The following is a 24,707-nucleotide window of genomic DNA, read 5'->3' on the forward strand; positions in this document are numbered from 1 at the left end:
ACACTGCGCCCCTGAACTTTTCCCTGTGGTGTGCACGTGGCTCAAAACTCCGTATTTCTTCCTGAACAATTCCTGGCGCAGATGCGCGAGGCGCTTCCTTCTCACCTCTCGTTAGACGATTTTATCGCCGCCTGTCAGCGGCCGTTGCGCCGGAGTATCCGTGTCAACACGCTGAAAATAAGCGTCGCCGATTTTCTGACACTGGTCTCGCCGTATAACTGGCAACTGACGCCAGTACCGTGGTGTGCAGAGGGTTTTTGGATTGAACGGGATGACGAAGCGTCGTTGCCATTGGGCAGTACCGCAGAACATCTGAGTGGTCTGTTTTATATCCAGGAAGCCAGCTCGATGCTGCCGGTTGCCGCCCTGTTTGCGGATGATAATGCGCCAGAACGCGTCATGGATGTCGCTGCCGCGCCGGGCTCCAAAACCACGCAAATTGCCGCCAGGTTGGGGAATCGCGGGGCCATTCTCGCCAACGAGTTTTCAGCCAGTCGCGTTAAAGTTCTGCACGCTAACATCAGCCGCTGCGGGATCCATAACGTTGCCCTGACGCACTTCGATGGCCGCGTATTTGGCGCAGCCCTGCCAGAAGCGTTTGATGCCATCCTGCTGGATGCGCCCTGCTCCGGCGAAGGGGTGGTGCGTAAAGATCCTGATGCGTTAAAAAACTGGTCTGTGGAGAGTAACCTTGAGATTGCCGCCACCCAGCGCGAACTGATCGACAGCGCCTTCCATGCCCTGCGTCCCGGTGGCACATTGGTTTATTCGACCTGCACCTTAAACCGTGACGAGAACGAGCACGTCTGTCTGTGGCTCAAGGCGCAATACCCTGATGCCGTCGAGTTCCTGCCGTTAAATGGTTTGTTCGCTTCAGCCAATGAAGCCGTCACGCCTGAAGGATTTCTGCACGTTTTCCCCCAGATTTATGACTGCGAAGGTTTTTTTGTCGCACGGTTGCGTAAAACGCAGGCGGTTGAGCCACTGCCAGCCCCGACGTTTAAGGTCGGCAATTTCCCCTTCGCCCCCATGAAAAGGCGTGAGGCGGAGCAAGTCACTACCGCCGCCGCTAAGGTCGGGCTGGCCTGGGATGAAACATGCCATCTTTGGATTCGCGATAAAGAGATTTGGCTTTTCCCGGCAAATATTGAGCCGCTTATCGGCAAGGTACGTTTTTCCCGCATCGGGATCCGCCTGGCGGAAGTGCACAATAAAGGCTATCGCTGGCAGCATGAGGCTGTTATCGCCCTCGCCGACAGCGAGAATACGTTCGCCCTGACACACCAGGAAGCCGAAGAGTGGTACCGGGGCCGTGATGTGTATCCGGACAACACGCCATCGCATGATGAAGTGGTGGTGACCTATCAGGGTTATCCGTTAGGGCTGGCGAAAAAGGTGGGCTCGCGATTGAAAAACAGCTATCCGCGAGAGCTGGTTCGTGATGGGCGATTGTTTACCGGTAACGATCGCACCGGCTGAAAAAAGCGCATTTTTTTACTGGCGATTTTGCTCTCCTTGTCTACGATCAAAAATGGATGCCCATACTGGTCATACCAGATTTTGATAACACACCCGGAGAGCAATATGACGAAAACCAGCGTGCGTATTGGCGCTTTCGAAATCGACGACGCAGAATTGCGCGGCGAAGCACAGGGCGAACGAACGTTAAGTATTCCCTGCAAATCCGACCCGGATTTGTGCATGCAACTGGATGCCTGGGATGCCGATACCAGCGTACCGGCAATACTTGATGGCGAACACTCAGTCCTTTACCGTGAGCATTACGATAGTCAATCCGATGCCTGGGTCATGCGTCTTGCCTGACCTAAAGAGAACCCGCCCGAAGGCGGGTTATTTATTACTGAAGTTGCGCCAGCGTAAAGTAACCATCGAAAACGGCGCCGGTATCAATGTAGTGCAGGTTATTAAAATCATACCGCCGGTCAAGTGGCGTATGTCCGAACCAGAAATGGTCCGCACCGCCGATCCCCTGCCCTTTCCCGACCATAAACCCCATCAGCCGGTCGCGATCCCATAGTACGTGCTGGGCGCTTACGGGTTTTTGCCAGCGGTATTCCGCAGCGGGATAGTCAGCGTGAGCAATCACATTCAAACCGTTTGCACAGGTTATCTCGATAATGTGCGGCAGTTCCCGACACGCATTAAGTAACGTCAGCGCCAGCTGCTGCTGTGTGTGCTCAAGGCGGGTAAACCAAATTCCACCATTCATTGTCCAGAGTGCAAAATCATTATTATCAAGGCTGTCGATAGCCATTTGTTCATGGTTGCCCCGTACTGCACGAAACCATTTTTCATTGATGAGCTGTAAACATTTAATACTGTCAGGGCCACGGTCAATTACATCCCCTACGGAAATAAGCAAATCCTCATAAGGATTAAAATGCCGGCGTTTCAGTTCATCCATGAGCCACTGATAACAACCATGTATGTCGCTGACAACCCAGACGTGCCGCCACTTCCCACCATCGATTCGCTGATACATAAAACCTCCTTGCTTAAGTATAGACGCAGCAGAAATTGCAGCTGACACGTGCAGCATTCACAAAGCCAAACGAACGGTAAACCAAATGGAAATAAAGATCCGCGCGCTATTAATCCCTTTTTGCTGACTCTTTAGAATAAGGCATGAATTAAACGAGAGGTCTTAACGTGTCTAATATGCACCTGCACAACGATGTGTTCTATCCGCATCGCACAAATATCATTTCCGAGCTGGTGAAAGGAAAACGCGTTCCGGGTCCAATCTGGCAGAAACGCGAGTATCGTCTGAAGTTCCTGCTGCGCTCGCTCCTGTTCTGGTCTTCCACCCATCGCGTGCTGGAAACGCTCTCAGGACGTGATGATTTTGACCGTCTGCTGGCCTCTCAAATTACCTTACCGAGTAAAACCCATCGGCAGTATCTGATGCGTGGCCTGACGGCCGGCGATCGGGCTGACGCTATCATCAGCCATTATCACTGGGTCGATAGCCTGAAAAATATCACCCTCGCCAACGCGCTGACCAGCCCGCAAGAGCAGACCATAGTGCAATTTCAGGCAAAAAACGACGCGACGTATACCGTGAGTGCCTCTTCTGCCGGCAAAGCCGAGCGGGAAGGTGAAAGCACGCTGTGGCTGCGCGACAGCGAGAATACCGTGCTCGCAAGCCTGACGTTTAGCGTCGCACGCAGCAACGGGCAGCGAGTGCTGGTGATTGGTGGGCTTCAGGGGCCACGTCGCAACGTCTCGCATGACGCCATTAAACTGGCGACCCGCGCCTGCCATGGCCTGTTTCCAAAACGCGTGCTGATGGAAGTGGTTTTCCAGCTGGCCGCACATTCATCCGTCCGGGCGATTTTTGCTGTCGGTGATGAGGGACACGTTTTCCGCGCACTGCGTTACCGCCTGAGCAAAGGCCGTCATTTCCATGCCAGCTATGACGAATTCTGGGCGAGTCTGGACGGTAAGAAAATCTCCCCCTTCTGCTGGCAACTGCCGTTACAGATGGAGCGTAAATCCCTGGAAGATATCGCCAGTAAAAAACGGGCGGAATATCGCCGTCGCTTTGAACTGCTTGACTGCATTGAGGCTGAGGTGAAATCACGCTTTTAAGTGCGCTGAGAGCTTTCTTCAACTCTGCATAAAAATTTAACAAAACCGGCAAAAAGGGCTGGACTTACGCCTGCCGTTTTGTGATATGGTTGAAGACGGATCACTGAACGTGTCCCTTCTGAGAGAGCCGGTGAAAGGAATAAATCGTTTGCTTTCAATCAGATAAAAAGAGACCGAATACGATTCCTGTATTCGGTCCAGGGAAATGGCTCTTGGGAGAGAGCCGTGCGCTAAAAGTTGGCATTAATGCAGGCTAAGTCGCCTTGCCTTTTAAGAATAGATGACGACGCCAGGTTTTCCAGTCCTCAGTTAAAGCGGCCGGAAAAAAAGCGTATGAGCATCATTAAAAGTGAAAAACCGCAGTGCTTTCGCAAGCATCTGCGGTTTTTTATTGGAAACCCGAAGATTAACAAAGCGTGTCTGCACGCTCGATAAACGGTGCCAGGCTCATCTTCTGTCCTGAATGCGCGGGATCATCAATCTGAATAACGCTGATTGGCTGTCCACTGCTTTTGCCGCTGGCGACCTGCTGCTCTGCGACATCATTTAAAGGGTATTGCACCAGCGTGCTTGGGTTAATCGCATACAAGGCGTGCCCCGGACGGCAGGTCAGCATCACCTCTTCGCGATTAAACGCCCATTTGTCCTTACCCACTTCAAAACGGCTGACGGTAATGACCTGTGGTGCGGCCAGGGCACTCCCCGTACAGGCCAGCAAGATGAGAGAAAGTAGTGTATTTTTCATAGGATAGTTAACCTTGTCAGAAGGGTTCCCAGGTCGCGAACAGACTGACTGTAGCCAGCACCAGCGCACCCAGCACCACTTCTGCTTGTGTCATTCTGATAAATATTTGTTGTTCTCGCCCGCTTTGCGCACGAAACCGTGGCACCAGAAAATACCGATTTGCCAGCGCAATTACCACCATCAAAGCCACCAGCGCACATTTGAACAACAAAAATTGCACGTAACGGGCCTGCCAGGGAATATCGATACCCAGAATAAACAACGCATTGAAAACGCCGGTAAGCACCACGCCTGCTACGGCGTAATGCCCCACGCGTGAGAAGCGCATCATGGTGTAGATTGCGGCAGGCTGCCACTGCCCTTTCGCCAGACGCATGCAAAACAGCAGCGGCAGTAATCCGCCAAGCCAGGTTGCAGCACATAACACATGAAGAGCGTGATTAAGACGTTGTAATGCGCCCACCGCGCCTTCGTTCATTGTCGCATGCCCTACTCCCGCCAGCAGGATGAACTGTCCCATGGCGAGCAGTAACAGCCGTGAGCCTTTATGCGGTGCCAGCCATGCTGTACCGGCAGTAAGGACCGCGAGAATAATTTGCCACAGCCAGACGCTTCCAAACTGCGTCCCCAGCACGCTACGCCAGATGTCGGGGTTGACGACATCGCCCCAGCCATTCCCCATTAACCCGCCCTGAAGCGTAAACATCAGGAGCGCTGTCACCAGGCTGATTAACGCCGCCATTCTCTGCTGCGACTGAAAACGCCGGGACATGAGTCGTTGCAGAGAGGAAGGAGCAAACCAGACGCTATACAGCGCATTGCCAAAAATAAGCATTAACGCGCCGAAATGGAGAAAGCGCAGCCCTACGTAGCACATCGCCAGCATGCTATTTCACGCTAAAGTGATAACTGCCTTTTGTCTTGTGGCCGTCTACCGACACCACATGCCAGTCAACCTGGTAGGTTCCGGGCGTCAACTCGCGATCCAGCGGCACATTCAGCTGCGTCTTGTCTTTCTCGTCGCGTTTAACGGCACCGGTCCTGATGGTCTGCTTTTGTGCATCCGTCACCACCAGACCGCTAAAACCGGGCTCAATACCTTCTGAAAACGTCAGCGTCAGCGTGCGCGGTGCCGTCACGAGGCTATCTGCTGCCGGAGTCTGTTGTTTAAGGTGAGCGTGCGCCAGCACGGAGGGTGACATCACGCAAGAGGCCAAAAAGACCAGTGCGCCTGCCGCGCGGGAAGAGGATAAACCCATCGCAATCATTCCTTTTTGTTATGCCTGTATGGCAAAGAATAACTCTGTATAATAAGCGAGTCGAGGATCATCCCACCTCTGCTTGTCATCGTCGAGCAATCGCGGTAACGTTGCCGCCGTCTAAAAAGGAGAAGGTAATGAAGATCAATCTGGCCGCCCTTCCTCAGGACGAGATGGATAAAGTGAATGTCGATCTCGCTGCCGCTGGCGTCGCATTTAAAGAGCGTTACAACATGCCCATCGTGGCTGAAGTGGTTGAACGTGAGCAACCTGCTCATCTGCGCGACTGGTTTCGCGAACGCTTAATTGCGCATCGTCTCGCCTCAGTTAACCTCTCTCGTTTACCGTACGAACCTAAAGTTAAATAAGCTTAACGAGTCGTTACACTTCCTTACGCGGAATATGGCAGGATAAGAAAACCCTGATTAAATTAGGTGTATTCTTAAATCACTGCGACTCTGTGTAAAGGAAGTCACGATGTCACAATGGAATATTGCTGCGGCCCAGTATGCCGGGCTGCACCACAGTGTAGATGAACATGTCGCGCACCATCTCCGTTTCATTGCCGAAGCGGCACGACAGCAGTGCGATTTGCTGGTATTCCCGGAGCTCTCATTAACTGGCCCAGGGACAACGACGCTCCCCGCCCCTCCCGATGATAAACAGCTGGCCCCGTTGCTAAACGCCGCAAAATTATACCGGATTACTATTATTGCCGGGCTTCCGCTCGACGTGAATGGCCATCGCCAGAAAGGCCTTGCCCTGTTTACCCCCTCTCGCCATAGCATCCTGCGCTACCCTCAGGGTCGCGGTGCAAGCCTGATCCCAGGAGATAAACAGCTGACGATCATCGATGCACATGCTGATTCGCCAAATCTCGACCCACAGGCGACGCTGTTTACCAGCTGCCAGTCAGTGGGAGATAGCCGCTGGCGGCAATCCATCAGTACCCTGCAGCGATTCGCACACAAATATGCCATTGCGGTGTTAATGGCGAACGCGCGCGGCGGCAGCGCGTTATGGGATGAAAAAGGTCAGCTGATCGTCCGCGCGGACAAAGGTGAACTGCTATTGACCGGATCTCTTGGCAGACAGGGTTGGCAAGGCGATATCATTCCTTTAGGCTAGGCGTTTTAGGCTCAGGAGAGTTCAATGCTGCGCGTCATCGATACCGAAACCTGCGATCTTCAGGGCGGAATAGTGGAAGTGGCTTCTGTCGACGTGATTGATGGAAAAATAGTCAACCCAATGAGCCATCTGGTACGTCCCGATCGCCCGATCAGCCCGCAGGCAATGGCTATTCATCGCATTACAGAATCGATGGTGGCGGACAAACCGTGGATAGAAGAGGTGATACCCCACTATTACGGTAGCCCGTGGTACGTCGCGCACAACGCCAGTTTTGACCGCCGGGTGCTCCCCGACATGCCCGGAGAATGGATTTGCACGATGAAACTGGCGCGTCGTCTCTGGCCCGGGATTAAGTACAGCAATATGGCGTTGTACAAATCCCGTAAGCTGAGCGTCAGAACGCCGGAGGGTCTGCACCATCACCGCGCCCTGTATGACTGCTACATCACCGCCGCGTTACTCATTGATATTATGAATAACTCCGGCTGGACCCCTGATGATATGGCGACCATTACCGGGCGTCCGGCATTGCTGACTACCTTCACCTTTGGCAAATACCGCGGTCGGGCGGTTTCCGATATTGCGGATAAAGATCCGGGCTATCTGCGCTGGCTCTATAACAACCTCGATAAGATGAGCCCGGAACTGCGTTTAACGCTTAAGCACTATCTTGGCGAAGCTTAACGCTCCGCACGGCCTGGCAGCGTCTCCTGCGCCAGGCCAATCAAAAACGCATACTCCAGTGCCACGCCTTCGTAAGATTTAAATCGTCCCGATTTCCCGCCGTGACCGGAGTCCATATCCGTGCACAGCAGCAGCAGGTTGTCGTCGGTTTTCAGTTCCCGCAGTTTCGCCACCCATTTTGCAGGCTCCCAGTATTGCACCTGTGAATCGTGCAATCCGGTGGTCACCAGCATGTGCGGATACGCTTTCGCTTCTACATTGTCGTACGGGCTGTACTCTTTCATGTAGCGATAGTAGATCTCATCCTGCGGGTTGCCCCACTCTTCAAACTCTCCGGTCGTCAGCGGGATGGATTCATCCAGCATGGTCGTTACCACATCGACAAACGGCACCTGCGCAATAATCCCTTTAAAGCGTTCGGGACGCTGATTGATGACGGCCCCCATCAATAATCCTCCCGCGCTGCCGCCCATACCAAAGCAAAGCCCAGGATCGCCATAGCCCTGCTCAATCAACGCATCGCAGACGTCGAGATAATCATTGAAAGTATTTTTCTTTTTCAGGAATTTCCCGTCTTCATACCAGTGCTGTCCCAGCTCCCCGCCGCCGCGAACATGCGCAATGGCGAACACAAAACCGCGATCCAGCAGACTTAACCGGCTGCTGCTGAAATCAGCGTCCATGCTTGAGCCGTAGGAGCCGTAGCCGTAAACCAGAATCGGATTCTTACCTTTCTGGAAATGCGCCCGATGATAAACAAGCGAGACCGGCACCTCGACGCCATCGCGGGCGGTAACCCACAGGTGTTCGCTTCGGTAGTTGTCGGAATCGAACCCTTTCACTTCGGACTGTTTAAGCACCTGACGTTGCCCGGTGTCCATATCCAGCTCAAAGAGCGTATCGGGCGTGGTCATAGACGAGTAGCCGTAGCGCAGACGCGACGATTCCGGCTCAGGATTAAACCCTATCCACGTAACATAGGCCGGGTCGTCAAACGCAATCCCGATCACTTCCCGCGTTTTGCGGTTAATTTGCCGCAGGCTGGTCAGCCCCCGCTGGCGCTCCTCAACCACCAGCCAGTCGGTGAACAGCGTAAACCCTTCGAGCATCACCTGCTCCCGGGCGGGGATTAACACTTCCCACTTGCGTTCATCGCGTACTTTGGTTTTGTAGAGGCCAAAGTTTTTACCCTCCCGATTAGAGCGCAAGTAAAAGCTGTGCTGGAAGTGATCGAGGCTGTATTCATGATCTTTACGCCGCGGCAGGAAGCACAGCGGCTGCGCATCAGGTAGCTCGGCGTCCAGAAGCAGAACTTCAGAGGTGGTGGCGCTGGCCAGGAAGATAATCACATAGTGGCGAGACGAGGTTTTGTGCAGGCTGACATAAAACGTTTCGTCTTTCTCTTCGTAAACCAGTTCGTCGTCAGCAGAATCCGTCCCAACGGTGTGGCGCCACACCTGGTAAGGCAACAACGTGGAGGCATGCTTTTTGACGTAGTAGACCGTTTCGGAATCATTCGCCCAGACAAAGTCCGGCGAAACGTTATCCAGCATTTCCGGATACCAGTTACCGGTTTCCAGGTTGCGAAAACGCAAACCGTACTGACGACGGGAGAGGTAATCCTCCGCCAGCGCCATAATGGTGTTATCGGGAGAGATGGACATGCCGCCGAGGGTATAAAACTCGCTGTGAGCAGCGCGCTGGTTGGCATCCAGCAAGATATCCCACTCATCCCATTCGGCGCATAACACCGACTGTCGCTGGTAGATGGGATACTCGTTGCCAGGTTCGTAGATATGGCGATATCGATAGCCATTTTTGGTCCATGGCGCGGAAATATCGCGCTGGGGGATACGCTGCACCATTTCATTTAACAGCTGGTCCTGCAACGCCTGCTGGCTGGACATGACCTTGCGGCCATAGTCGTTTTCCTCGTGCAGGTAGTCGAGCACTTCTGGCCGGGAACGGGAGTCGTCCCGCAGCCAGTAATAGTTATCTATACGCGTATCGCCATGCGTGGTGATCGCATAAGGAGTACGTCGGGCTTTCGGTGGCATGTCATCATTCTTTTGAGTTTTACACCCTATAAGGTTGGCAAAACCCACGCATGATGCAAGCGAAACATGGCTGCGACGGTGGCAGTTAGCCCTGTAACGCCCGTTTTTGCTCCTGAATATCCTTCTCGATCCCGTCCCGCACATCTTGTGGGATCTTCAGGGCATCACCCAGCGCATTGAGATAGCTGCGCTCCATAAAGTGATCGATATCGATGGCGGCACAGCTCAGAAAATAGAGCTCAAGCGCCTCTTCCTCATTTTTCACGCTTTGCGCCAGACGCTGCGGTTCGAGCGGCTGTTCGATGGCCTGCGCCACCAGCGCTCTGCCCCTTTCTTCGACACCGGCCTCGCGCAGTTGCTGCTCAATCGCCGATCGTTCCTGGTCATCAATGTGCCCGTCGCTTTTCGCCGCGAACACCAGCGCCAGGATGAGCCGTTCGGTACGCAGATCCAGCGGCGAGGTCTGCTCACCAAAGTGGGGGTCGTCGCTGTGCGCGGTCCGCACTCTGTCCTTGTATTTGTTCCACAGTACGGTACCCGCAATAACGCCGCCGCCCGCCAGCAGCGCGCCGGTACCATACTTTGCCAGTAACTTACGCGAGGATTTATTGGCAACCAGCAGTCCAGCCAGCCCGCCAAGCGCCCCCGGTACCAGGAGTTTGCTCAGCCCCTGCTCGCCGGATGACGACGTTTTCTGTCCCAACATGGATTGCAATTGATTTAGCCAGCCTGACATGGTTTCCCTCACTTAACGGTGAATATGTCTCCCAACGTAAGCGAGCAGGCGTCAGGAAATGTCTGCCACGGCTAAAGAAGCGCAAATTTCTTAACCGCTCTCGGGCCCTGAACAAGACAGACGCAAACGTTTACGTTTATAATGCGCGCAACTTTTTCAGGGGGATTGTTATGACTCGTTTAGGAACCGCGCTGCGACCTGCGGCGACGCGTGTGATGCTGTTAGGATCGGGCGAACTGGGTAAAGAGGTCGCCATTGAGTGCCAGCGTTTGGGCGTGGAAGTCATTGCAGTGGATCGTTACGCTGACGCACCTGCCATGCACGTCGCCCACCGTTCTTATGTGATCAATATGCTGGATGGCGATGCCCTGCGTACGCTGATTACGCAGGAGAAACCGGATTTCGTGGTACCCGAAATTGAAGCCATTGCCACCGATACGCTGATCGCCCTTGAGCAGGAAGGCCAGCGCGTGGTGCCCTGCGCAAAAGCGGCCAAACTGACCATGAACCGCGAAGGCATTCGTCGTCTGGCGGCTGAAGAGCTGTCCTTACCTACCTCAGGTTACCGTTTTGCCGGCGATAAAGCCGCTTTCCTGCAGGCTGTCGACGAAATTGGCTACCCGTGCATCATTAAGCCCGTCATGAGTTCCTCCGGTAAAGGACAGAGCTTTATCCGCGACAGCAGCACTCTGGATAAGGCGTGGGAGTATGCCCAGCAGGGAGGACGTGCCGGTGCCGGTCGCGTGATTATCGAAGGTGTCGTAAAGTTTGATTTCGAAATCACGCTGCTGACGGTCAGCGCCGTTGATGGCGTCCATTTCTGCGATCCGATTGGCCACCGCCAGGAAGATGGCGACTATCGTGAATCCTGGCAGCCGCAGCAGATGAGCGACCTGGCGCTGGCACGTGCGCAGGAAATTGCTCGTAAAGTGGTTCTGGCGCTGGGCGGTTACGGATTGTTTGGCGTGGAACTGTTTGTCTGCGGCGACGAGGTAATTTTCAGTGAAGTCTCCCCTCGCCCGCACGATACCGGGATGGTCACGCTGATTTCACAGGACCTTTCTGAATTCGCCCTGCATGTGCGCGCTTTCCTCGGCCTGCCCGTTGGCGGCATTCGTCAGTACGGCCCGGCGGCTTCGGCGGTGATCCTGCCGCAATTAACCAGCCAGAACGTCACCTTTGATAACGTCGAAGGGGCTATGGGTGCAGGCTTGCAGGTTCGACTGTTCGGGAAACCGGAGATTGACGGCACGCGCCGCCTTGGCGTGGCGCTAGCGACCGGTGAAAACGTGGATGAGGCTGTGGCAAGAGCCAAAACAGCCGCCGCGAACGTGAAGGTTGCAGGATAAAAAAACGGGCCAGCAGGCCCGTTTTTCATACTGTCTTCGCTTACTGCTTCGCGCCTTCAACCGCTTCGCGAGCCAGTTTAGTGATGCGATCCCAGTCGCCTGCTTCCAGCGCATCCGCAGGAACCAGCCATGAACCGCCGATGCACAGGACACTTTTCAGCGCCAGGTAGTCACGGTAGTTTGCCGGAGAGATACCGCCCGTCGGGCAGAAGCGAACCTGAGAGAATGGACCCGCAATAGCCTGCAGCGCTTTGGTGCCGCCGTTAGCTTCAGCCGGGAAGAATTTGAACTCTTTCAGGCCGTAATCCATACCCATCATCAGTTCAGATACGGTGCTGATACCCGGGATCAGAGGGATCGTGCCTTCGGTTGCAGCTTTCAGCAGCGGCTCGGTCAGGCCAGGGCTGATAGCGAACTGCGCGCCCGCTTCGGTCACGTCAGCCAGCTGCTGTGCATTCAGTACGGTACCCGCACCGATGATCGCGTCCGGCACTTCTTTGGCGATAGCGCGAATAGCGTCCATCGCGCAGGCGGTACGCAGGGTGACTTCCAGAACACGAACACCACCCGCGACCAGGGCTTTCGCCATCGGGACAGCATGTTCCAGCTTATTCACCACGATTACCGGCACGACAGGGCCAGTGGTCAGGATTGCTTCTGCACTTGTTTTCCAGTTTTTCATCAGAGTTTTCTCTCGCCAGATCGATAAAATCAAGTCGTCTTAAAACGTAATACAGGTTGCGCCCTGCTCCGCACCGGAGAATTTCTCACGCAGCGCGCCAAACATTTCGCGTCCGGTTCCCACGCGCGATGCGCTAAGGTCAGGAATATGTGGCTTACGTGCCGCCAGTTCAGCGTCATCCACCAGCAGGGTTAACTCACCTGTCTGACCGTTGACGCGGATCATGTCTCCATCACGAACTTTCGCCAGCAAACCGCCGTCGTAAGCTTCCGGGGTCACGTGGATGGCAGAAGGCACTTTACCTGATGCGCCAGAGAGGCGTCCATCGGTCACTAACGCAATTTTGAAACGGCGGTCCAATAATACACCAAGTGGCGGCATAAGTTTATGTAATTCTGGCATCCCGTTCGCTTTTGGCCCCTGATGGCGCACCACAACGACGCAATCTTTGTCGAGCAGACCGGCATCAAACGCAGGCAAAACGTCATGCTGGCTTTCAAACACCACGGCCGGCGCTTCGATAATCTGGTTCTCTTCCGGTACGGCGGAGGTTTTCATCACCGCACGCCCCAGGTTACCGCTGAGCACTTTGGTGCCGCCGTGACGAGAGAAAGGTTGTTCAAAGGTGGCGATAACCTGTGCGTCAAGCGAGGCGGTGGCGCCTTCACGCCAGTCAAGCTCACCGTTATTGAGCCACGGCTCATGGGTATAACGCTGCAGACCAAAGCCCGCCACGGTGTTCACATCTTCATGCAGCAGACCGCCTTTCAGCAGCTCGCGCATCAGCACCGGCACGCCACCGGCAGCCTGGAAGTGGTTGATGTCAGCCGGGCCGTTCGGGTACAGGCGCGCCATCAGTGGCACCACAGACGAGATATCAGAGAAATCATCCCAGTTAATCAGGATGCCCGCCGCGCGCGCCATTGCCACCAGATGCATGGTATGGTTGGTTGAGCCGCCGGTTGCCAGCAGCGCAACGATACCGTTGACGATCACTTTCTCGTCGACCATTTTACCCAGCGGCATCCACGCGTTGCCGTTACCGGTCAGACGCGTTACCTGCCGGGCAGCTGCTTCAGTCAGGGCCTTACGCAGTGGCGCATCCGGCTGAATGAAAGAGGAACCAGGAAGCTGCATCCCCATAAATTCCACTACCATCTGGTTGGTGTTGGCCGTACCGTAGAAAGTACAGGTACCCGGCGCATGGTAGGAGGCGGCTTCCGCTTCCAGCAGTGCCTGACGGTCTGCTTTACCTTCCGCATACAGCTGACGGATACGCACTTTTTCTTTGTTTGGCAGGCCGCTTGCCATCGGGCCTGATGGCACGAAGATCGCAGGCAGATGACCAAAAGACAGCGCTGCCATGGCCAGCCCCGGGACGATTTTATCGCACACGCCGAGGTACAGCGCGCCATCAAACATATTGTGAGACAGGCCCACTGCGGCCGACATCGCAATCACTTCGCGGCTCAGCAGAGAGAGCTCCATCCCATCCTGACCCTGCGTCACGCCGTCGCACATGGCCGGCACGCCGCCCGCGACCTGGCCTACCGCATTGACGCTGTGCAGCGCTTTACGGATGATCTCCGGATACACTTCGTACGGCTGATGCGCAGAAAGCATGTCGTTGTAGGAGGTAATGATGGCGATATTGTTACGCAGCATGCTTTTCAGCGAGGCTTTATCGTCGGGCTGGCAGGCGGCGAAACCGTGCGCCAGGTTACCGCAGGCGAGTTGTGAGCGATGAACGGTATTACTTTTGGCCTGTTCAATCCGGGCGAGGTAGGCAGAACGGGTCTCTTTCGAACGCTCAATAATGCGTTGTGTTACGCGTAACAATGTCGGATTCATAAAAGCTCCTCTAATTTATCTGTCCGGGCTCGGGAGTTTACAAAGTCGCTGGCGATTATTAACAACGCTGAAACGCTTGCTGTCCGGAGCTCAGGGGCAAAATCACTTCCGGCAGTGTAATAAAAAAAGCTCCGCGGGTGAATCCACGCGGAGCTTAAAAGTTTATAAATTGTGCCACGAGCTGTGTTAGATCATGTTACCGGTAAAATAACACCTAAGAGGCAGCTGATTATTTTACTCAAACTCATTCCAGGAGCGGCCATCACGGGTGATCATCGCGACGGACGCGACAGGCCCCCAGGTGCCCGCCTGATACGGTTTTGGCGCATCCTGATCCGCAGCCCAGGCTTCGGTGATGGAGTCGACCCATTTCCACGCCTCTTCCACTTCATCGCGACGCACGAACAGCGCCTGGATACCGCGCATGGTTTCCAGCAGCAGACGCTCGTAAGCATCGGCAAGGTGCGTCTGATTGAATGTTTCGGAGTAGCTTAGGTCCAGCTTAGTGGTCTGCAGATTATGTTTGTGATCCAGGCCCGGCACTTTGTTCAGGATCTGGATGTCCACCCCTTCGTCTGGCTGCAGACGAATGGTCAGTTTGTTCTGCGGCAGCTCTTGCCAGGACTCTTTGAACAGGTTGAGTTCAGGGTTTTTGAAGTAAACGACCACTTCAGAGCATTTGGTCGGCAGACGTTTACCGGTACGCAGGTAGAACGGAACACCCGCCCAGCGCCAGTCATCGATATCCACGCGGATCGCCACAAACGTCTCGGTATTGCTCGCCTTGTTAGCACCCTCTTCTTCCAGGTAGCCCGGCACTTTTTTACCCTGAGCAAACCCTGCGGTATACTGGCCGCGTACCGTTTTCTCACGCACGTTTGAGCGATCGATGCGACGCAGCGACTTCAGCACTTTCACTTTAGCATCACGGATGCTGTCCGCCGTCAGGTCAGACGGTGGAGACATGGCAATCATGCAAAGGATTTGCAGCAGGTGGTTCTGGATCATGTCGCGCATCTGACCGGCCTGGTCAAAGTAACCCCAGCGGCCTTCGATACCTACCTCTTCGGCCACGGTGATTTCCACATGGTCGATGGTACGGTTGTCCCAGTTATTCACAAACAGGGAGTTGGCAAAACGCAGCGCCAGCAGGTTCAGTACCGTCTCTTTACCGAGATAGTGGTCGATACGGTAGACCTGGCACTCTTCGAAGTACTCGCCGACCTGGTCGTTAATTTCACGTGAGGTTGAAAGAGAGGTCCCCAGCGGTTTCTCCATCACCACGCGTGCCGGTTTAGCGTTCAGCTTCGCTTCACCCAGGCCTTTGCAGATTGCACCGAAAGTGCTTGGCGGCATGGCGAAGTAGTTAATGGTGACACGGTTTTTCTGATCCAGCATTGCGCCTAAACGGTTAAACGCGCTGACGTCGTTCACGTCCAGGTTACAGAAATCAAGACGTCCGCTGAGGGTATCCCACAAACTTTCATCAATCTTTTCCTTCATGAACGTTTCGAGCGCCTCGCGTACGACCTTGGTATAAGCTTCCTTGTCCCAGTCGGCGCGCCCAACGCCCAGGATACGCGTATCCGGATGAATTTGGCCCGCTTTCTCCAGTTGATACAGGGAAGGCAGCAATTTCCGGCGTGCAAGATCGCCTTTCGCGCCGAAAATGACCAGGTCACATGCCTGGGCTGTTTGCGTTACCGCCATGTCATTCTCCTCAGTTGGATCACCTGGTACTTCTGCCAGGTATCGTTGTAATTTTATTACGTTGCACTGTACTGCTTTTACGTCATTCCCGAAACCATTAGCGCTTAACCTCGCGTGCGATACCGCGATTTTTTCGCCGTCAGACGCGTGTGGTGGCGGAATCACGCAAAAAGCGTTGATTCTTTGAACTACAGGGTCATAACAAAACCCGACACCGATCAAGTAATGAAAAAAAACAACAACATTATCTTGTCGACTGTTACCCTTTATGGAAGCCACAGGGGTAATATCGGCTAAATCGAATCATGATTTCATGTATTAATGAAATCGTTTCCACCCATGAGCGCCCTGTTAACAATGAACATGCTGGAAAAAATCCAGTTCCAACTGGAACACCTTAGCAAATCCGAGCGAAAAGTGGCCGAAGTCATTCTTGCTGCTCCTGCTCAGGCGATTCATTCAAGCATCGCCGCTCTGGCGCAGGAGGCAGGCGTCAGCGAACCGACGGTTAACCGCTTCTGCCGTAGCCTTGAAACGCGCGGCTTTCCTGATTTTAAACTGCATCTTGCACAAAGTCTGGCAAACGGCACGCCTTATGTTAATCGCAATGTGGATGAAGACGACAGTGTTGATGCCTATACGGCAAAAATATTTGAGTCGGCCATGGCGACGCTGGACCACGTTCGCCAGTCCCTGGATATGAATTCCGTGAACCGCGCGGTGGATTTACTGACCCAGGCCAAGCGCATTGCGTTCTTTGGCCTCGGCTCGTCGGCGGCCGTGGCGCATGACGCCATGAATAAATTCTTCCGCTTTAACGTCCCGGTCATTTATTCCGATGACATTGTCCTGCAACGCATGAGCTGTATGAATTGCAGTGAAGATGATGTCGTGGTACTCATTTCGCACACCGGGCGCACCAAAAGCCAGGTGGAGCTGGCGCAACTGGCGCGTGAAAACGATGCCATGGTTATTGCCCTCACGACGGCGGGCACGCCGCTGGCAAGAGAAGCGACGCTCGCCATCACCCTTGACGTCCCGGAAGACACCGACATGTATATGCCGATGGTCTCCCGTCTGGCGCAACTCACGGTGATTGACGTGCTGGCAACCGGTTTCACCCTGCGTCGTGGCGCAAAATTCAGAGATAACTTGAAGCGTGTCAAGGAAGCGCTTAAGGAATCGCGTTTTGATAAAGAATTGCTTATGAAAAGCGATGTTCCCTAAATAGTTTAATAACTACGATGTAACGATTTACGGCATTCGGTCCTCTCTCTGTTGCCTTGCAGCAGATGAAGGCCGATTTAATGTTCACGCAACACCAAAGTTGTTTCAGTCAACGGAGTATTACATGTCCAGAAGGCTTCGCAGAACCAAGATCGTAACCACCTTAGGCCCGGCCACTGACCGCGATAACAATCTCGAGAAAATTATCGCCGCGGGTGCCAACGTGGTGCGTATGAACTTCTCTCACGGTACGCCAGAAGACCATAAATTACGTGCCGACAAAGTGCGTGAAATTGCGGCCAAACTTGGCCGTCATGTTGCTATCCTCGGGGACCTGCAGGGTCCAAAAATTCGTGTTTCAACCTTCAAAGAAGGTAAAGTCTTCCTCAATATCGGCGATAAATTCCTGCTCGATGCCAACCTGGGTAAAGGCGAAGGCGATAAAGAAAAAGTTGGGATCGACTATAAAGGTCTGCCGGCTGACGTTGTGCCTGGCGATATCCTGCTGCTCGACGACGGTCGCGTTCAGCTGAAAGTGCTGGAAGTTCAGGGGATGAAGGTGTTCACCGAAGTCACCGTCGGCGGCCCGCTCTCAAACAACAAAGGCATTAACAAACTCGGCGGTGGCCTCTCAGCCGAAGCGCTGACCGATAAAGACAAAGCGGATATCGTGACCGCTGCGCTGATTGGCGTTGACTATCTGGCCGTCTCCTTCCCGCGCTGTGGCGAAGACCTGAACTACGCGCGCCGTCTGGCACGTGATGCGGGCTGTGATGCCAAAATCGTTGCTAAAGTGGAACGTGCGGAAGCCGTTTGCGATCAGGACGCGATGGATGACGTGATTCTGGCGTCTGACGTGGTGATGGTTGCCCGTGGCGATCTGGGCGTGGAAATTGGCGACCCTGAGCTGGTGGGGATCCAGAAAGCCCTGATCCGCCGTGCACGTCAGCTTAACCGCGCCGTGATCACCGCAACCCAGATGATGGAATCCATGATCACCAACCCAATGCCGACCCGTGCAGAGGTGATGGACGTGGCTAACGCCGTGCTGGACGGTACCGATGCCGTAATGCTTTCTGCAGAAACCGCAGCCGGCCAGTACCCTGCTGAAACCGTAGCCGCGATGGCACGCGTTTGCCTGGGTGCTGAAAAGATCCCAAGCATCAACGTCTCTAAACACCGTCTGGACGTGCAGTTCGACAACGTGGAAGAAGCGATTGCGATGTCTGCCATGTACGCCGCTAACCACCTGAAAGGCGTAACGGCGATTATCACCATGACCGAATCTGGCCGTACCGCGCTGATGACCTCCCGTATCAGCTCCGGTCTGCCCATCTTCGCCATGTCCCGTCACGAGCGTACGCTGAACCTGACGGCGCTGTATCGCGGTGTCACGCCGGTTCACTTCGACAGCACCAACGACGGTGTCGCGGCTGCCCACGACGCCGTGAACCTGCTGCGCGACAAAGGCTATCTGGTCTCCGGTGATATCGTGATTGTGACTCAGGGTGACGTGATGAGCACCATCGGCTCGACCAATACCACTCGCGTATTGACCGTCGAGTAAGCACGCCCCTGTTAAAAAGCCCGCTCTTTTCGGAGCGGGCTTTTTTTATTTCTGCTTATTTCTTCGGGAAAAGCTCTTTGCGTTTGTACGGCTCTGTTTCACCGGGCTTACGCGTTTTGAGCAACTTCAGTATCCACGTGTATTGCTCAGCATGCGGTCCCACCAGAATCTCGACCTCTTCGTTCATTCGACGCGCAATGGTGTGATCGTCCGCAGTCAGTAAATCATCCATCGGTGGACGCACTTCAATGCTCAGGCGATGGGTTTTCCCGTCGTATACCGGAAACAGCGGAATGACGCGCGCACGGCAGACTTTCATCAGGCGGCCAATCGCCGGCAACGTGGCTTTATACGTCGCGAAGAAATCCACAAACTCACTGTGCTCGGGGCCGTGGTCCTGATCCGGCAGATAGTAACCCCAGTAGCCCTGACGCACGGACTGTATAAACGGTTTAATGCCATCATTACGCGCATGCAGACGGCCACCAAAACGGCGCCGCACGGTGTTCCAGACGTAATCAAAGATCTTATTGCCCTGGTTATGGAACATTGCCGCCATTTTCTGCCCCTGTGACGCCATCAGCATCGCAGGAATATCCACGCCCCAGCCGTGAGGAACGAGGAAGATCACCTTCTCGTTGTTGCGGCGCATCTCTTCGATGATTTCCAGCCCTTTCCAGTCAACTCGCGTCTGAACTTTCTCCGGCCCTTTGAGCGCCAGTTCGGCCATCATCGCCATGGCCTGCGGCGCGGTCGTGTACATGTCGTCAATCAGCGCTTCACGCTCGGCGTCACTCTTCTCCGGGAAACAGTACAAGAGGTTAATCTGCGCACGGCGACGGGCACTTTTACCAAACCGGCCCGCCAGGCGGCCTATTTTTCCCAGTACCGGATCGCGAACCGAGGCAGGTAACATCGCAATCCCCGCAAATGCGTAAACGCCAAGCCAGGCACTCCAGTTGCGCGGGTGGCGAAAAGATTTTTCAAACTCAGGAATGTACTCAATATTGTTTTTTTGGGTTTCCATGCTGGTTCCAGGGTCTGGTGACGCAAAATTTCATTCAGATAGTGTAGCGAGGCAGCCGCTCGCGCACAAAACAAAAAGCCGGCACATACTGAGGCCGGCTTTTTCACAAAACAGAGGGCTTAATCAAAGCGCAGCTGCGGAATCACCTCTTTCACCTGCGCCAGGTAATCGGAACGATCTTTACCTGTCAGGCCTTCGGTACGCGGCAGTTTCGCCGTAAGCGGGTTCACTGCCTGTTGGTTAATCCATACCTCATAGTGCAAATGCGGCCCGGTAGAGCGCCCGGTATTCCCGGAGAGCGCGATACGGTCGCCACGTTTCACTTTCTGTCCCGGCTTAACCAGTAGCTTACGCAGGTGCATATAGCGGGTGGTGTAGGTACGACCATGACGCACCGCGACATAATACCCGGCTGCACCGCTACGTTTTGCAATCACCACTTCGCCATCACCCACAGCCAGCACAGGGGTCCCCTGCGGCATGGCAAAGTCAACGCCACGGTGCGGCGCAACACGCCCGGTGACCGGGTTCAGACGGCGCGGGTTAAAGTTGGATGAAACACGGAATTGTTTAGCCGTCGGGAAGCGCAGGAAGCCCTTCGCAAGCCCGGTACCGCTGCGGTCGTAGAACTTACCGTCTTCGGCACGAATGGCGTAGTAATCTTTGCCATCAGAGCGCAGACGCACACCCACCAGCTGGCTCTGCTCACGCTTGCCGTCAAGCATTTCACGGGACATGAGAACGGAGAATTCATCGCCTTTCTTCAGTTTGCGGAAGTCCATTTGCCACTGCATGGCTTTGATTACCGAGCTGATCTCGGCGCTGGTCAGCCCCGCATCGCGCGCGCTGGAGACAAAGCTTGCGCCTACGGTCCCTTTCATCACGCTGTTCACCCAGTCGCCTTTCTGCATTTCACTGGTCATTTTGAAACCGTTTGCAGTGCGATCGTAGGTGCGGGTTTCGCGACGGGACATCTCCCAGGTCAGGCGTTGCAGATCGCCATCAGCGGTTAACGTCCAGGAGAGCTGTTGACCAATTTTCAGGTTACGAAGATCTTTATCAGCCGCCGCCAGCTGGCTGATGTTTCCCATGTCGATACCGTACTGGTTCAGAACGCTGCTTAACGTATCACCCGTCGAAACGACATATTCGTGGATCCCCGCTTCATTCTCGGTTTTATCGTCCAGCTCATCCTGCGGGATGGCTTCATCTTCCTGAGCCGCCTGGTCGATAGGTTCACTGGCCTCAGGGAGGAGAGAGCGAATCTCGCTCTTCTCAAGCTCGATGGTTTTGATGATTGGGGCAGAACTCGGATGGTAAACATAGGGCCGCCAGACGGCGACCGCTAACGTGAGAACTGTAAGAGACCCCAGCATAACGCGATGGGGTCGAGGCAGATTGTTAAATGCCAGGGCGACAGAGCGGGCTATCTGTTGCACGTATTCACTTCCTCGTTAATCTCCTTTCAGGCAGCTCGCATACTGGTTCGCCAGTTGGCTGAGAAACTGCGAATAGCTCGCTTTGCTCAACTGGATATTCGTTCCTAGCGGGTCAAGGGTTCCCATGCGCACGGATGTTCCCCTGGCCACGGCTTCTACGACCGCTGGCCTGAACTGTGGCTCAGCAAAAACGCATGTCGCTTTCTGCTCAACCAACTGTGTTCTGATTTCATGTAAACGCTGCGCACCAGGTTGAATTTCAGGGTTGACGGTAAAGTGCCCCAGCGGGGTCAGGCCGTAGTGTTTCTCGTAATAGCCATAGGCGTCATGAAAAACGAAATACCCTTTTCCTTTCAACGGTGCGAGCTCATTACCCACCTGCTTATCGGTTGCGGCTAATTGTGCCTCAAAATCCTTCAGGTTGGCGTCTAGTTTGGCTCGACTTTGCGGCATAAGTTCCACTAATTTGTCATGGATTGCAACCGCCGAAAGCCGCGCTATCTCTGGGGATAGCCAAAGGTGCATGTTGTACTCGCCGTGATGGTGATCCCCATCACCTTTTTCGCCGTCGGCGTGTCCGGCATCATGTTCATCACCGTCGTCGTCAGCCCCTTTCATGAGCAACGGTTTCACGCCCGGGAGTTCGGCAATGGCGACCTGTTTTTCGCCCGGCACCTGTTTTGCCGACTTATGCATAAACGCTTCCATCTCTGGACCAATCCAGACAACTAAGTCCGCGTTTTGTAAGCGTTTTACATCAGATGGACGCAGGGAATAATCATGCTCGGAAGCCCCATCAGGGAGCAGAACCTGGGTGTCAGTAACCCCATCTGCAATCGCGGAAGCAATGAAACCGAGCGGTTTAAGCGAAGCGACAACAGCAGCGTTAACATCTTGTGCTGTTGAACCCCAAAGGGCAGCGGATAATGCTGCGAAAAGAAGCGTATTTTTATGTAACATAATGCGACTAATCATCGTAATGAATGCGTGGGATGTGATATTATAACATTCGTTGACTTCTGCAAGCTTAAATTGACATGACGACTTTGGTTTCTCTCGACAATATTTCGGTCTCATTTGGCCAACGCCGCGTCCTCTCTGACGTGTCGCTGGATCTGAAACCCGGCAAAATTCTGACGCTGCTCGGCCCCAATGGCGCAGGGAAATCCACCCTGGTGCGCGTGGTGCTGGGTCTGGTAACACCTGACGAAGGGGTTATCCGCCGTGAGGAAAAATTACGCATCGGCTATGTGCCGCAAAAACTCCACCTCGACGCTACACTGCCGCTGACGGTTAGCCGTTTCCTGCGTCTGCGCCCCGGGACACATAAAGCCGATATTCTTCCGGCGCTGAAACGCGTGCAGGCAGGCCATCTGATTGATGCCCCGCTGCAGAAACTGTCCGGCGGTGAAACCCAGCGCGTATTGCTTGCCCGCGCCCTGTTGAGCAGCCCACAGCTTCTGGTGCTGGATGAGCCGACGCAGGGTGTGGACGTGAATGGTCAGGTCGCACTTTACGATTTAATCGACCAGCTACGCCGCGAACTCAACTGTGCGGTGCTGATGGTTTCCCACGATCTCCATCTGGTGATGGCCAAGACCGACGAAGTGCTGTGCCTTAACCATCACATCTGCTGTTCCGGCACGCCGGAAGTGGTGTCAATGCACCCTGAATTCATCTCCATGTTCGGCCCTCGCGGCGCTGAGCAGCTGGGAATTTATCGCCATCATCACAATCACCGCCATGATTTACAGGGACGAATTGTCCTGCGTCGGGGAAATGGACACTCATGATTGAACTGTTACTGCCCGGCTGGCTGGCCGGGATTATGCTTGCCTGCGCCGCGGGCCCGCTGGGCTCGTTTGTGGTGTGGCGCAGAATGTCCTATTTTGGCGATACGCTGGCACACGCGTCTCTGCTGGGCGTTGCCTTTGGCCTGTTACTGGACGTGAATCCCTTCTACGCGGTGATTGTGGTCACGCTGCTGCTGGCCGCAGGGCTGGTATGGCTGGAAAAGCGCCCTCACCTCGCCATCGATACGCTGCTTGGTATTATGGCCCACAGCGCCCTGTCGCTGGGTCTGGTGGTCGTGAGCCTGATGTCGAACATTCGTGTTGATCTGATGGCCTACCTGTTCGGTGACCTGCTGGCCGTGACGCCTGAAGATCTGATCTCCATCGCCGCTGGTGTGGTGGTCGTGCTGGGTATTCTGCTCTGGCAGTGGCGTAATTTGCTGGCGATGACCGTCAGCCCGGATCTGGCGTTTGTCGACGGCGTGAAGTTGCAGCGCGTGAAGCTGTTGCTGATGCTGGTGACGGCGTTAACCATTGGTGTGGCGATGAAATTCGTCGGCGCGCTGATCATCACTTCCCTGCTGATTATCCCCGCGGCCACTGCGCGTCGTTTTGCCCGTACACCGGAGCAAATGGCCGGTGTCGCGGTTATCATCGGGATGATTGCGGTAACGGGAGGGTTAACCTTCTCGGCGTTCTACGATACCCCTGCCGGACCGTCTGTGGTGCTGTGTGCGGCGCTGCTGTTTATCTTCAGTATGATGAAGAAGCCTGCAAGCTGATCGCCTCTCCCCTCTCCCACCCGGGAGAGGGAACCTCTGCTACGGCATCGCTGGCGGGGTAATACCAAAATGGTTCCACGCCCGCACCGTTGCCATACGACCGCGCGGGGTACGTTGCAAGAAACCCTGCTGGATCAGATACGGCTCAAGCACATCTTCAATTGTCTCGCGCTCTTCACCAATCGCTGCCGCCAGGTTATCCAGTCCGACCGGACCGCCAAAGAACTTATCCAGTACCGCCAGCAACAGCTTACGGTCCATGTAGTCAAAGCCTTCGGCATCCACATTCAGCATATCCAGCGCCTGCGCTGCAATCTCAGCCGAGATCGTGCCATCGTGCTTTACTTCGGAAAAGTCACGTACGCGACGCAACAGGCGGTTCGCAATACGCGGCGTCCCCCGCGAGCGCTTCGCTACCTCAAACGCCCCTTCCTCGCTCATCTCCAGCCCCATATAGCGGGCACTGCGGCCAACGATATGCTGAAGATCCGCAACCTGATAGAACTCCAGACGCTGAACGATACCAAAACGATCGCGAAGCGGAGAGGTCAATGACCCGGCACGCGTCGTCGCGCCAATCAGGGTAAACGGAGGCAGATCGATTTTGATGGAACGTGCTGCCGGACCTTCACCGATCATGATGTCCAGCTGGTAATCTTCCATCGCCGGATAGAGCACCTCTTCCACGACCGGCGACAAGCGGTGGATCTCATCGATAAACAGCACGTCATGCGGTTCAAGGTTGGTCAACATTGCCGCCAGATCGCCCGCTTTTTCCAGCACCGGGCCAGAAGTTGTGCGCAGGTTAACGCCCATTTCATTGGCGACAATGTTCGCCAGCGTGGTTTTCCCCAGACCGGGGGGGCCAAAAATGAGCAGGTGATCGAGTGCATCGCCGCGCAGTTTTGCCGCCTGAATGAAGATCTCCATCTGAGAACGAACCTGCGGCTGGCCAATATACTCATCAAGCAGTTTCGGGCGGATGGCGCGATCCACCACGTCTTCTGCCTGAAGGGTGCCTGCCGATACCAGGCGATCTGCTTCAATCATCCTTTA

At 54.7% G+C, this 24,707-nt stretch carries 24 protein-coding genes; 11 read left to right on the plus strand and 13 right to left on the minus strand.

Translation table 11 applies throughout. The annotated features are described in order from the left end of the window. The first annotated feature begins 36 nt into the window (after positions 1–36). Together rsmF and HV340_RS13200 are read left to right on the plus strand one after the other, a co-directional pair. A complete protein-coding gene (rsmF, locus tag HV340_RS13195; RefSeq protein ID WP_181216026.1) occupies positions 37–1,479 on the plus strand; it encodes a 16S rRNA (cytosine(1407)-C(5))-methyltransferase RsmF in 1,443 nt (480 codons plus the stop codon). A gap of 105 nt (positions 1,480–1,584) precedes the next feature. Beyond that, positions 1,585–1,824, plus strand: coding sequence for a YebV family protein (locus tag HV340_RS13200; protein WP_020883412.1), 240 nt, complete (start codon positions 1,585–1,587; stop codon positions 1,822–1,824). 34 nt (positions 1,825–1,858) lie between these two features. Here the strand turns inward: HV340_RS13200 and pphA are convergent, their stop codons facing one another. Continuing rightward, positions 1,859–2,503 (minus strand): protein-serine/threonine phosphatase, encoded by a 645-nt coding sequence (gene pphA / locus HV340_RS13205; RefSeq protein ID WP_181216027.1) that lies wholly within the window; start codon positions 2,501–2,503, stop codon positions 1,859–1,861. A gap of 167 nt (positions 2,504–2,670) precedes the next feature. On the opposite strand from pphA, the gene HV340_RS13210 reads away from it, so the two are divergent. After that, positions 2,671–3,612 carry a VirK/YbjX family protein gene (locus HV340_RS13210; RefSeq protein ID WP_014170619.1) on the plus strand — a complete coding sequence of 314 codons (942 nt, stop codon included), beginning with the start codon at positions 2,671–2,673 and terminating at the stop codon, positions 3,610–3,612. A 406-nt stretch (positions 3,613–4,018) separates the two neighbouring features. Here HV340_RS13210 and HV340_RS13215 read toward each other — a convergent pair whose 3' ends face one another. Genes HV340_RS13215 through yobA form a run of 3 tightly spaced genes read right to left on the minus strand, consistent with a single transcriptional unit; the run spans position 4,019 to position 5,616 of the window. Beyond that, positions 4,019–4,357: a YebY family protein gene (locus HV340_RS13215; protein WP_059306268.1), complete on the minus strand. Its 339-nt coding sequence runs from the start codon at positions 4,355–4,357 to the stop codon at positions 4,019–4,021. A gap of 16 nt (positions 4,358–4,373) precedes the next feature. After that, positions 4,374–5,243 carry a copper homeostasis membrane protein CopD gene (gene copD / locus HV340_RS13220; RefSeq protein ID WP_059306267.1) on the minus strand — a complete coding sequence of 290 codons (870 nt, stop codon included), beginning with the start codon at positions 5,241–5,243 and terminating at the stop codon, positions 4,374–4,376. Position 5,244: 1 nt separating this feature from the next. After that, positions 5,245–5,616 (minus strand): CopC domain-containing protein YobA, encoded by a 372-nt coding sequence (yobA, locus tag HV340_RS13225; RefSeq protein ID WP_059306266.1) that lies wholly within the window; start codon positions 5,614–5,616, stop codon positions 5,245–5,247. A gap of 137 nt (positions 5,617–5,753) precedes the next feature. Here yobA and HV340_RS13230 point away from each other — a divergent pair, with 137 nt between their 5' ends. The 3 genes from HV340_RS13230 to exoX all read left to right on the plus strand — a co-directional run bounded on the left by HV340_RS13230 (position 5,754) and on the right by exoX (position 7,431). Next, positions 5,754–5,984 carry a DNA polymerase III subunit theta gene (locus HV340_RS13230; RefSeq protein WP_013096102.1) on the plus strand — a complete coding sequence of 77 codons (231 nt, stop codon included), beginning with the start codon at positions 5,754–5,756 and terminating at the stop codon, positions 5,982–5,984. A gap of 109 nt (positions 5,985–6,093) precedes the next feature. After that, positions 6,094–6,744, plus strand: coding sequence for a carbon-nitrogen hydrolase family protein (locus HV340_RS13235; RefSeq protein ID WP_020883406.1), 651 nt, complete (start codon positions 6,094–6,096; stop codon positions 6,742–6,744). 24 nt (positions 6,745–6,768) lie between these two features. Further along, on the plus strand, positions 6,769–7,431 hold the full coding sequence (exoX, locus tag HV340_RS13240) for an exodeoxyribonuclease X (protein ID WP_014170626.1): 663 nt from the start codon (positions 6,769–6,771) through the stop codon (positions 7,429–7,431). Here the strand turns inward: exoX and ptrB are convergent. Then, the gene (ptrB, locus tag HV340_RS13245) at positions 7,428–9,488 is read right to left on the minus strand and encodes an oligopeptidase B (protein WP_032678427.1); all 2,061 of its coding nucleotides are present in this window, start codon (positions 9,486–9,488) and stop codon (positions 7,428–7,430) included. The genes exoX and ptrB overlap by 4 nt on opposite strands. Positions 9,489–9,573: 85 nt before the next feature. Beyond that, entirely contained in the window at positions 9,574–10,224 is a 651-nt protein-coding gene (locus HV340_RS13250) for a tellurite resistance TerB family protein (RefSeq protein WP_181216028.1), read from the minus strand. 170 nt (positions 10,225–10,394) lie between these two features. Here HV340_RS13250 and purT point away from each other — a divergent pair, with 170 nt between their 5' ends. Then, the gene (purT, locus tag HV340_RS13255) at positions 10,395–11,573 is read left to right on the plus strand and encodes a formate-dependent phosphoribosylglycinamide formyltransferase (protein ID WP_063934432.1); all 1,179 of its coding nucleotides are present in this window, start codon (positions 10,395–10,397) and stop codon (positions 11,571–11,573) included. Between the two features lie 40 nt (positions 11,574–11,613). Here purT and kdgA read toward each other — a convergent pair whose 3' ends face one another. From kdgA to zwf, 3 genes are all read right to left on the minus strand, one after another. Beyond that, positions 11,614–12,255: a bifunctional 4-hydroxy-2-oxoglutarate aldolase/2-dehydro-3-deoxy-phosphogluconate aldolase gene (kdgA, locus tag HV340_RS13260; RefSeq protein WP_020883402.1), complete on the minus strand. Its 642-nt coding sequence runs from the start codon at positions 12,253–12,255 to the stop codon at positions 11,614–11,616. A gap of 39 nt (positions 12,256–12,294) precedes the next feature. Continuing rightward, on the minus strand, positions 12,295–14,106 hold the full coding sequence (gene edd / locus HV340_RS13265) for a phosphogluconate dehydratase (RefSeq protein WP_063924828.1): 1,812 nt from the start codon (positions 14,104–14,106) through the stop codon (positions 12,295–12,297). Between the two features lie 234 nt (positions 14,107–14,340). Beyond that, positions 14,341–15,816, minus strand: a complete 1,476-nt coding sequence (gene zwf / locus HV340_RS13270) for a glucose-6-phosphate dehydrogenase (protein ID WP_020883401.1) — start codon at positions 15,814–15,816, stop codon at positions 14,341–14,343. Between the two features lie 357 nt (positions 15,817–16,173). Here zwf and HV340_RS13275 point away from each other — a divergent pair, with 357 nt between their 5' ends. Further along, positions 16,174–17,043, plus strand: a complete 870-nt coding sequence (locus HV340_RS13275) for a MurR/RpiR family transcriptional regulator (protein ID WP_025203851.1) — start codon at positions 16,174–16,176, stop codon at positions 17,041–17,043. 124 nt (positions 17,044–17,167) lie between these two features. Further along, a complete protein-coding gene (pyk, locus tag HV340_RS13280) occupies positions 17,168–18,610 on the plus strand; it encodes a pyruvate kinase (RefSeq protein WP_020883399.1) in 1,443 nt (480 codons plus the stop codon). A 55-nt stretch (positions 18,611–18,665) separates the two neighbouring features. On the opposite strand, the gene lpxM is transcribed toward pyk, so the two are convergent. The 3 genes from lpxM to znuA all read right to left on the minus strand — a co-directional run bounded on the left by lpxM (position 18,666) and on the right by znuA (position 22,036). Beyond that, entirely contained in the window at positions 18,666–19,637 is a 972-nt protein-coding gene (lpxM, locus tag HV340_RS13285; protein ID WP_032678429.1) for a lauroyl-Kdo(2)-lipid IV(A) myristoyltransferase, read from the minus strand. Positions 19,638–19,756: 119 nt separating this feature from the next. Then, on the minus strand, positions 19,757–21,076 hold the full coding sequence (gene mepM, locus HV340_RS13290) for a murein DD-endopeptidase MepM (RefSeq protein ID WP_014170636.1): 1,320 nt from the start codon (positions 21,074–21,076) through the stop codon (positions 19,757–19,759). Positions 21,077–21,091: 15 nt separating this feature from the next. After that, positions 21,092–22,036: a zinc ABC transporter substrate-binding protein ZnuA gene (znuA, locus tag HV340_RS13295; RefSeq protein WP_181216029.1), complete on the minus strand. Its 945-nt coding sequence runs from the start codon at positions 22,034–22,036 to the stop codon at positions 21,092–21,094. Positions 22,037–22,113: 77 nt separating this feature from the next. Here znuA and znuC point away from each other — a divergent pair, with 77 nt between their 5' ends. After that, positions 22,114–22,869, plus strand: a complete 756-nt coding sequence (gene znuC, locus HV340_RS13300; RefSeq protein WP_014170638.1) for a zinc ABC transporter ATP-binding protein ZnuC — start codon at positions 22,114–22,116, stop codon at positions 22,867–22,869. Beyond that, on the plus strand, positions 22,866–23,651 hold the full coding sequence (znuB, locus tag HV340_RS13305; RefSeq protein ID WP_014170639.1) for a zinc ABC transporter permease subunit ZnuB: 786 nt from the start codon (positions 22,866–22,868) through the stop codon (positions 23,649–23,651). The genes znuC and znuB overlap by 4 nt, the downstream gene beginning before the upstream one ends. 39 nt (positions 23,652–23,690) lie before the next feature. Here znuB and ruvB read toward each other — a convergent pair whose 3' ends face one another. Further along, a complete protein-coding gene (gene ruvB / locus HV340_RS13310) occupies positions 23,691–24,701 on the minus strand; it encodes a Holliday junction branch migration DNA helicase RuvB (RefSeq protein WP_014170640.1) in 1,011 nt (336 codons plus the stop codon). Between the last annotated feature and the right edge of the window lie 6 nt (positions 24,702–24,707).

The organism is Enterobacter sp. RHBSTW-00975 (assembly GCF_013615235.1).
Taxonomy (GTDB): Bacteria; Pseudomonadota; Gammaproteobacteria; order Enterobacterales; family Enterobacteriaceae; genus Enterobacter; species Enterobacter ludwigii.

Coding starts and splice junctions, on each gene's coding strand:
- HV340_RS13200 (WP_020883412.1), top strand. CDS start 1,585: ATGACGAAAACCAGCGTGCGTATTGGCGCTTTCGAAATCGACGACGCA.
- pphA (WP_181216027.1), bottom strand. CDS start 2,503: ATGTATCAGCGAATCGATGGTGGGAAGTGGCGGCACGTCTGGGTTGTC.
- HV340_RS13215 (WP_059306268.1), bottom strand. CDS start 4,357: ATGAAAAATACACTACTTTCTCTCATCTTGCTGGCCTGTACGGGGAGT.
- copD (WP_059306267.1), bottom strand. CDS start 5,243: ATGCTGGCGATGTGCTACGTAGGGCTGCGCTTTCTCCATTTCGGCGCG.
- yobA (WP_059306266.1), bottom strand. CDS start 5,616: ATGGGTTTATCCTCTTCCCGCGCGGCAGGCGCACTGGTCTTTTTGGCC.
- HV340_RS13230 (WP_013096102.1), top strand. CDS start 5,754: ATGAAGATCAATCTGGCCGCCCTTCCTCAGGACGAGATGGATAAAGTG.
- HV340_RS13235 (WP_020883406.1), top strand. CDS start 6,094: ATGTCACAATGGAATATTGCTGCGGCCCAGTATGCCGGGCTGCACCAC.
- exoX (WP_014170626.1), top strand. CDS start 6,769: ATGCTGCGCGTCATCGATACCGAAACCTGCGATCTTCAGGGCGGAATA.
- ptrB (WP_032678427.1), bottom strand. CDS start 9,488: ATGCCACCGAAAGCCCGACGTACTCCTTATGCGATCACCACGCATGGC.
- HV340_RS13250 (WP_181216028.1), bottom strand. CDS start 10,224: ATGTCAGGCTGGCTAAATCAATTGCAATCCATGTTGGGACAGAAAACG.
- purT (WP_063934432.1), top strand. CDS start 10,395: ATGACTCGTTTAGGAACCGCGCTGCGACCTGCGGCGACGCGTGTGATG.
- kdgA (WP_020883402.1), bottom strand. CDS start 12,255: ATGAAAAACTGGAAAACAAGTGCAGAAGCAATCCTGACCACTGGCCCT.
- edd (WP_063924828.1), bottom strand. CDS start 14,106: ATGAATCCGACATTGTTACGCGTAACACAACGCATTATTGAGCGTTCG.
- zwf (WP_020883401.1), bottom strand. CDS start 15,816: ATGGCGGTAACGCAAACAGCCCAGGCATGTGACCTGGTCATTTTCGGC.
- HV340_RS13275 (WP_025203851.1), top strand. CDS start 16,174: ATGAACATGCTGGAAAAAATCCAGTTCCAACTGGAACACCTTAGCAAA.
- pyk (WP_020883399.1), top strand. CDS start 17,168: ATGTCCAGAAGGCTTCGCAGAACCAAGATCGTAACCACCTTAGGCCCG.
- lpxM (WP_032678429.1), bottom strand. CDS start 19,637: ATGGAAACCCAAAAAAACAATATTGAGTACATTCCTGAGTTTGAAAAA.
- znuA (WP_181216029.1), bottom strand. CDS start 22,036: ATGTTACATAAAAATACGCTTCTTTTCGCAGCATTATCCGCTGCCCTT.
- znuC (WP_014170638.1), top strand. CDS start 22,114: ATGACGACTTTGGTTTCTCTCGACAATATTTCGGTCTCATTTGGCCAA.
- znuB (WP_014170639.1), top strand. CDS start 22,866: ATGATTGAACTGTTACTGCCCGGCTGGCTGGCCGGGATTATGCTTGCC.
- ruvB (WP_014170640.1), bottom strand. CDS start 24,701: ATGATTGAAGCAGATCGCCTGGTATCGGCAGGCACCCTTCAGGCAGAA.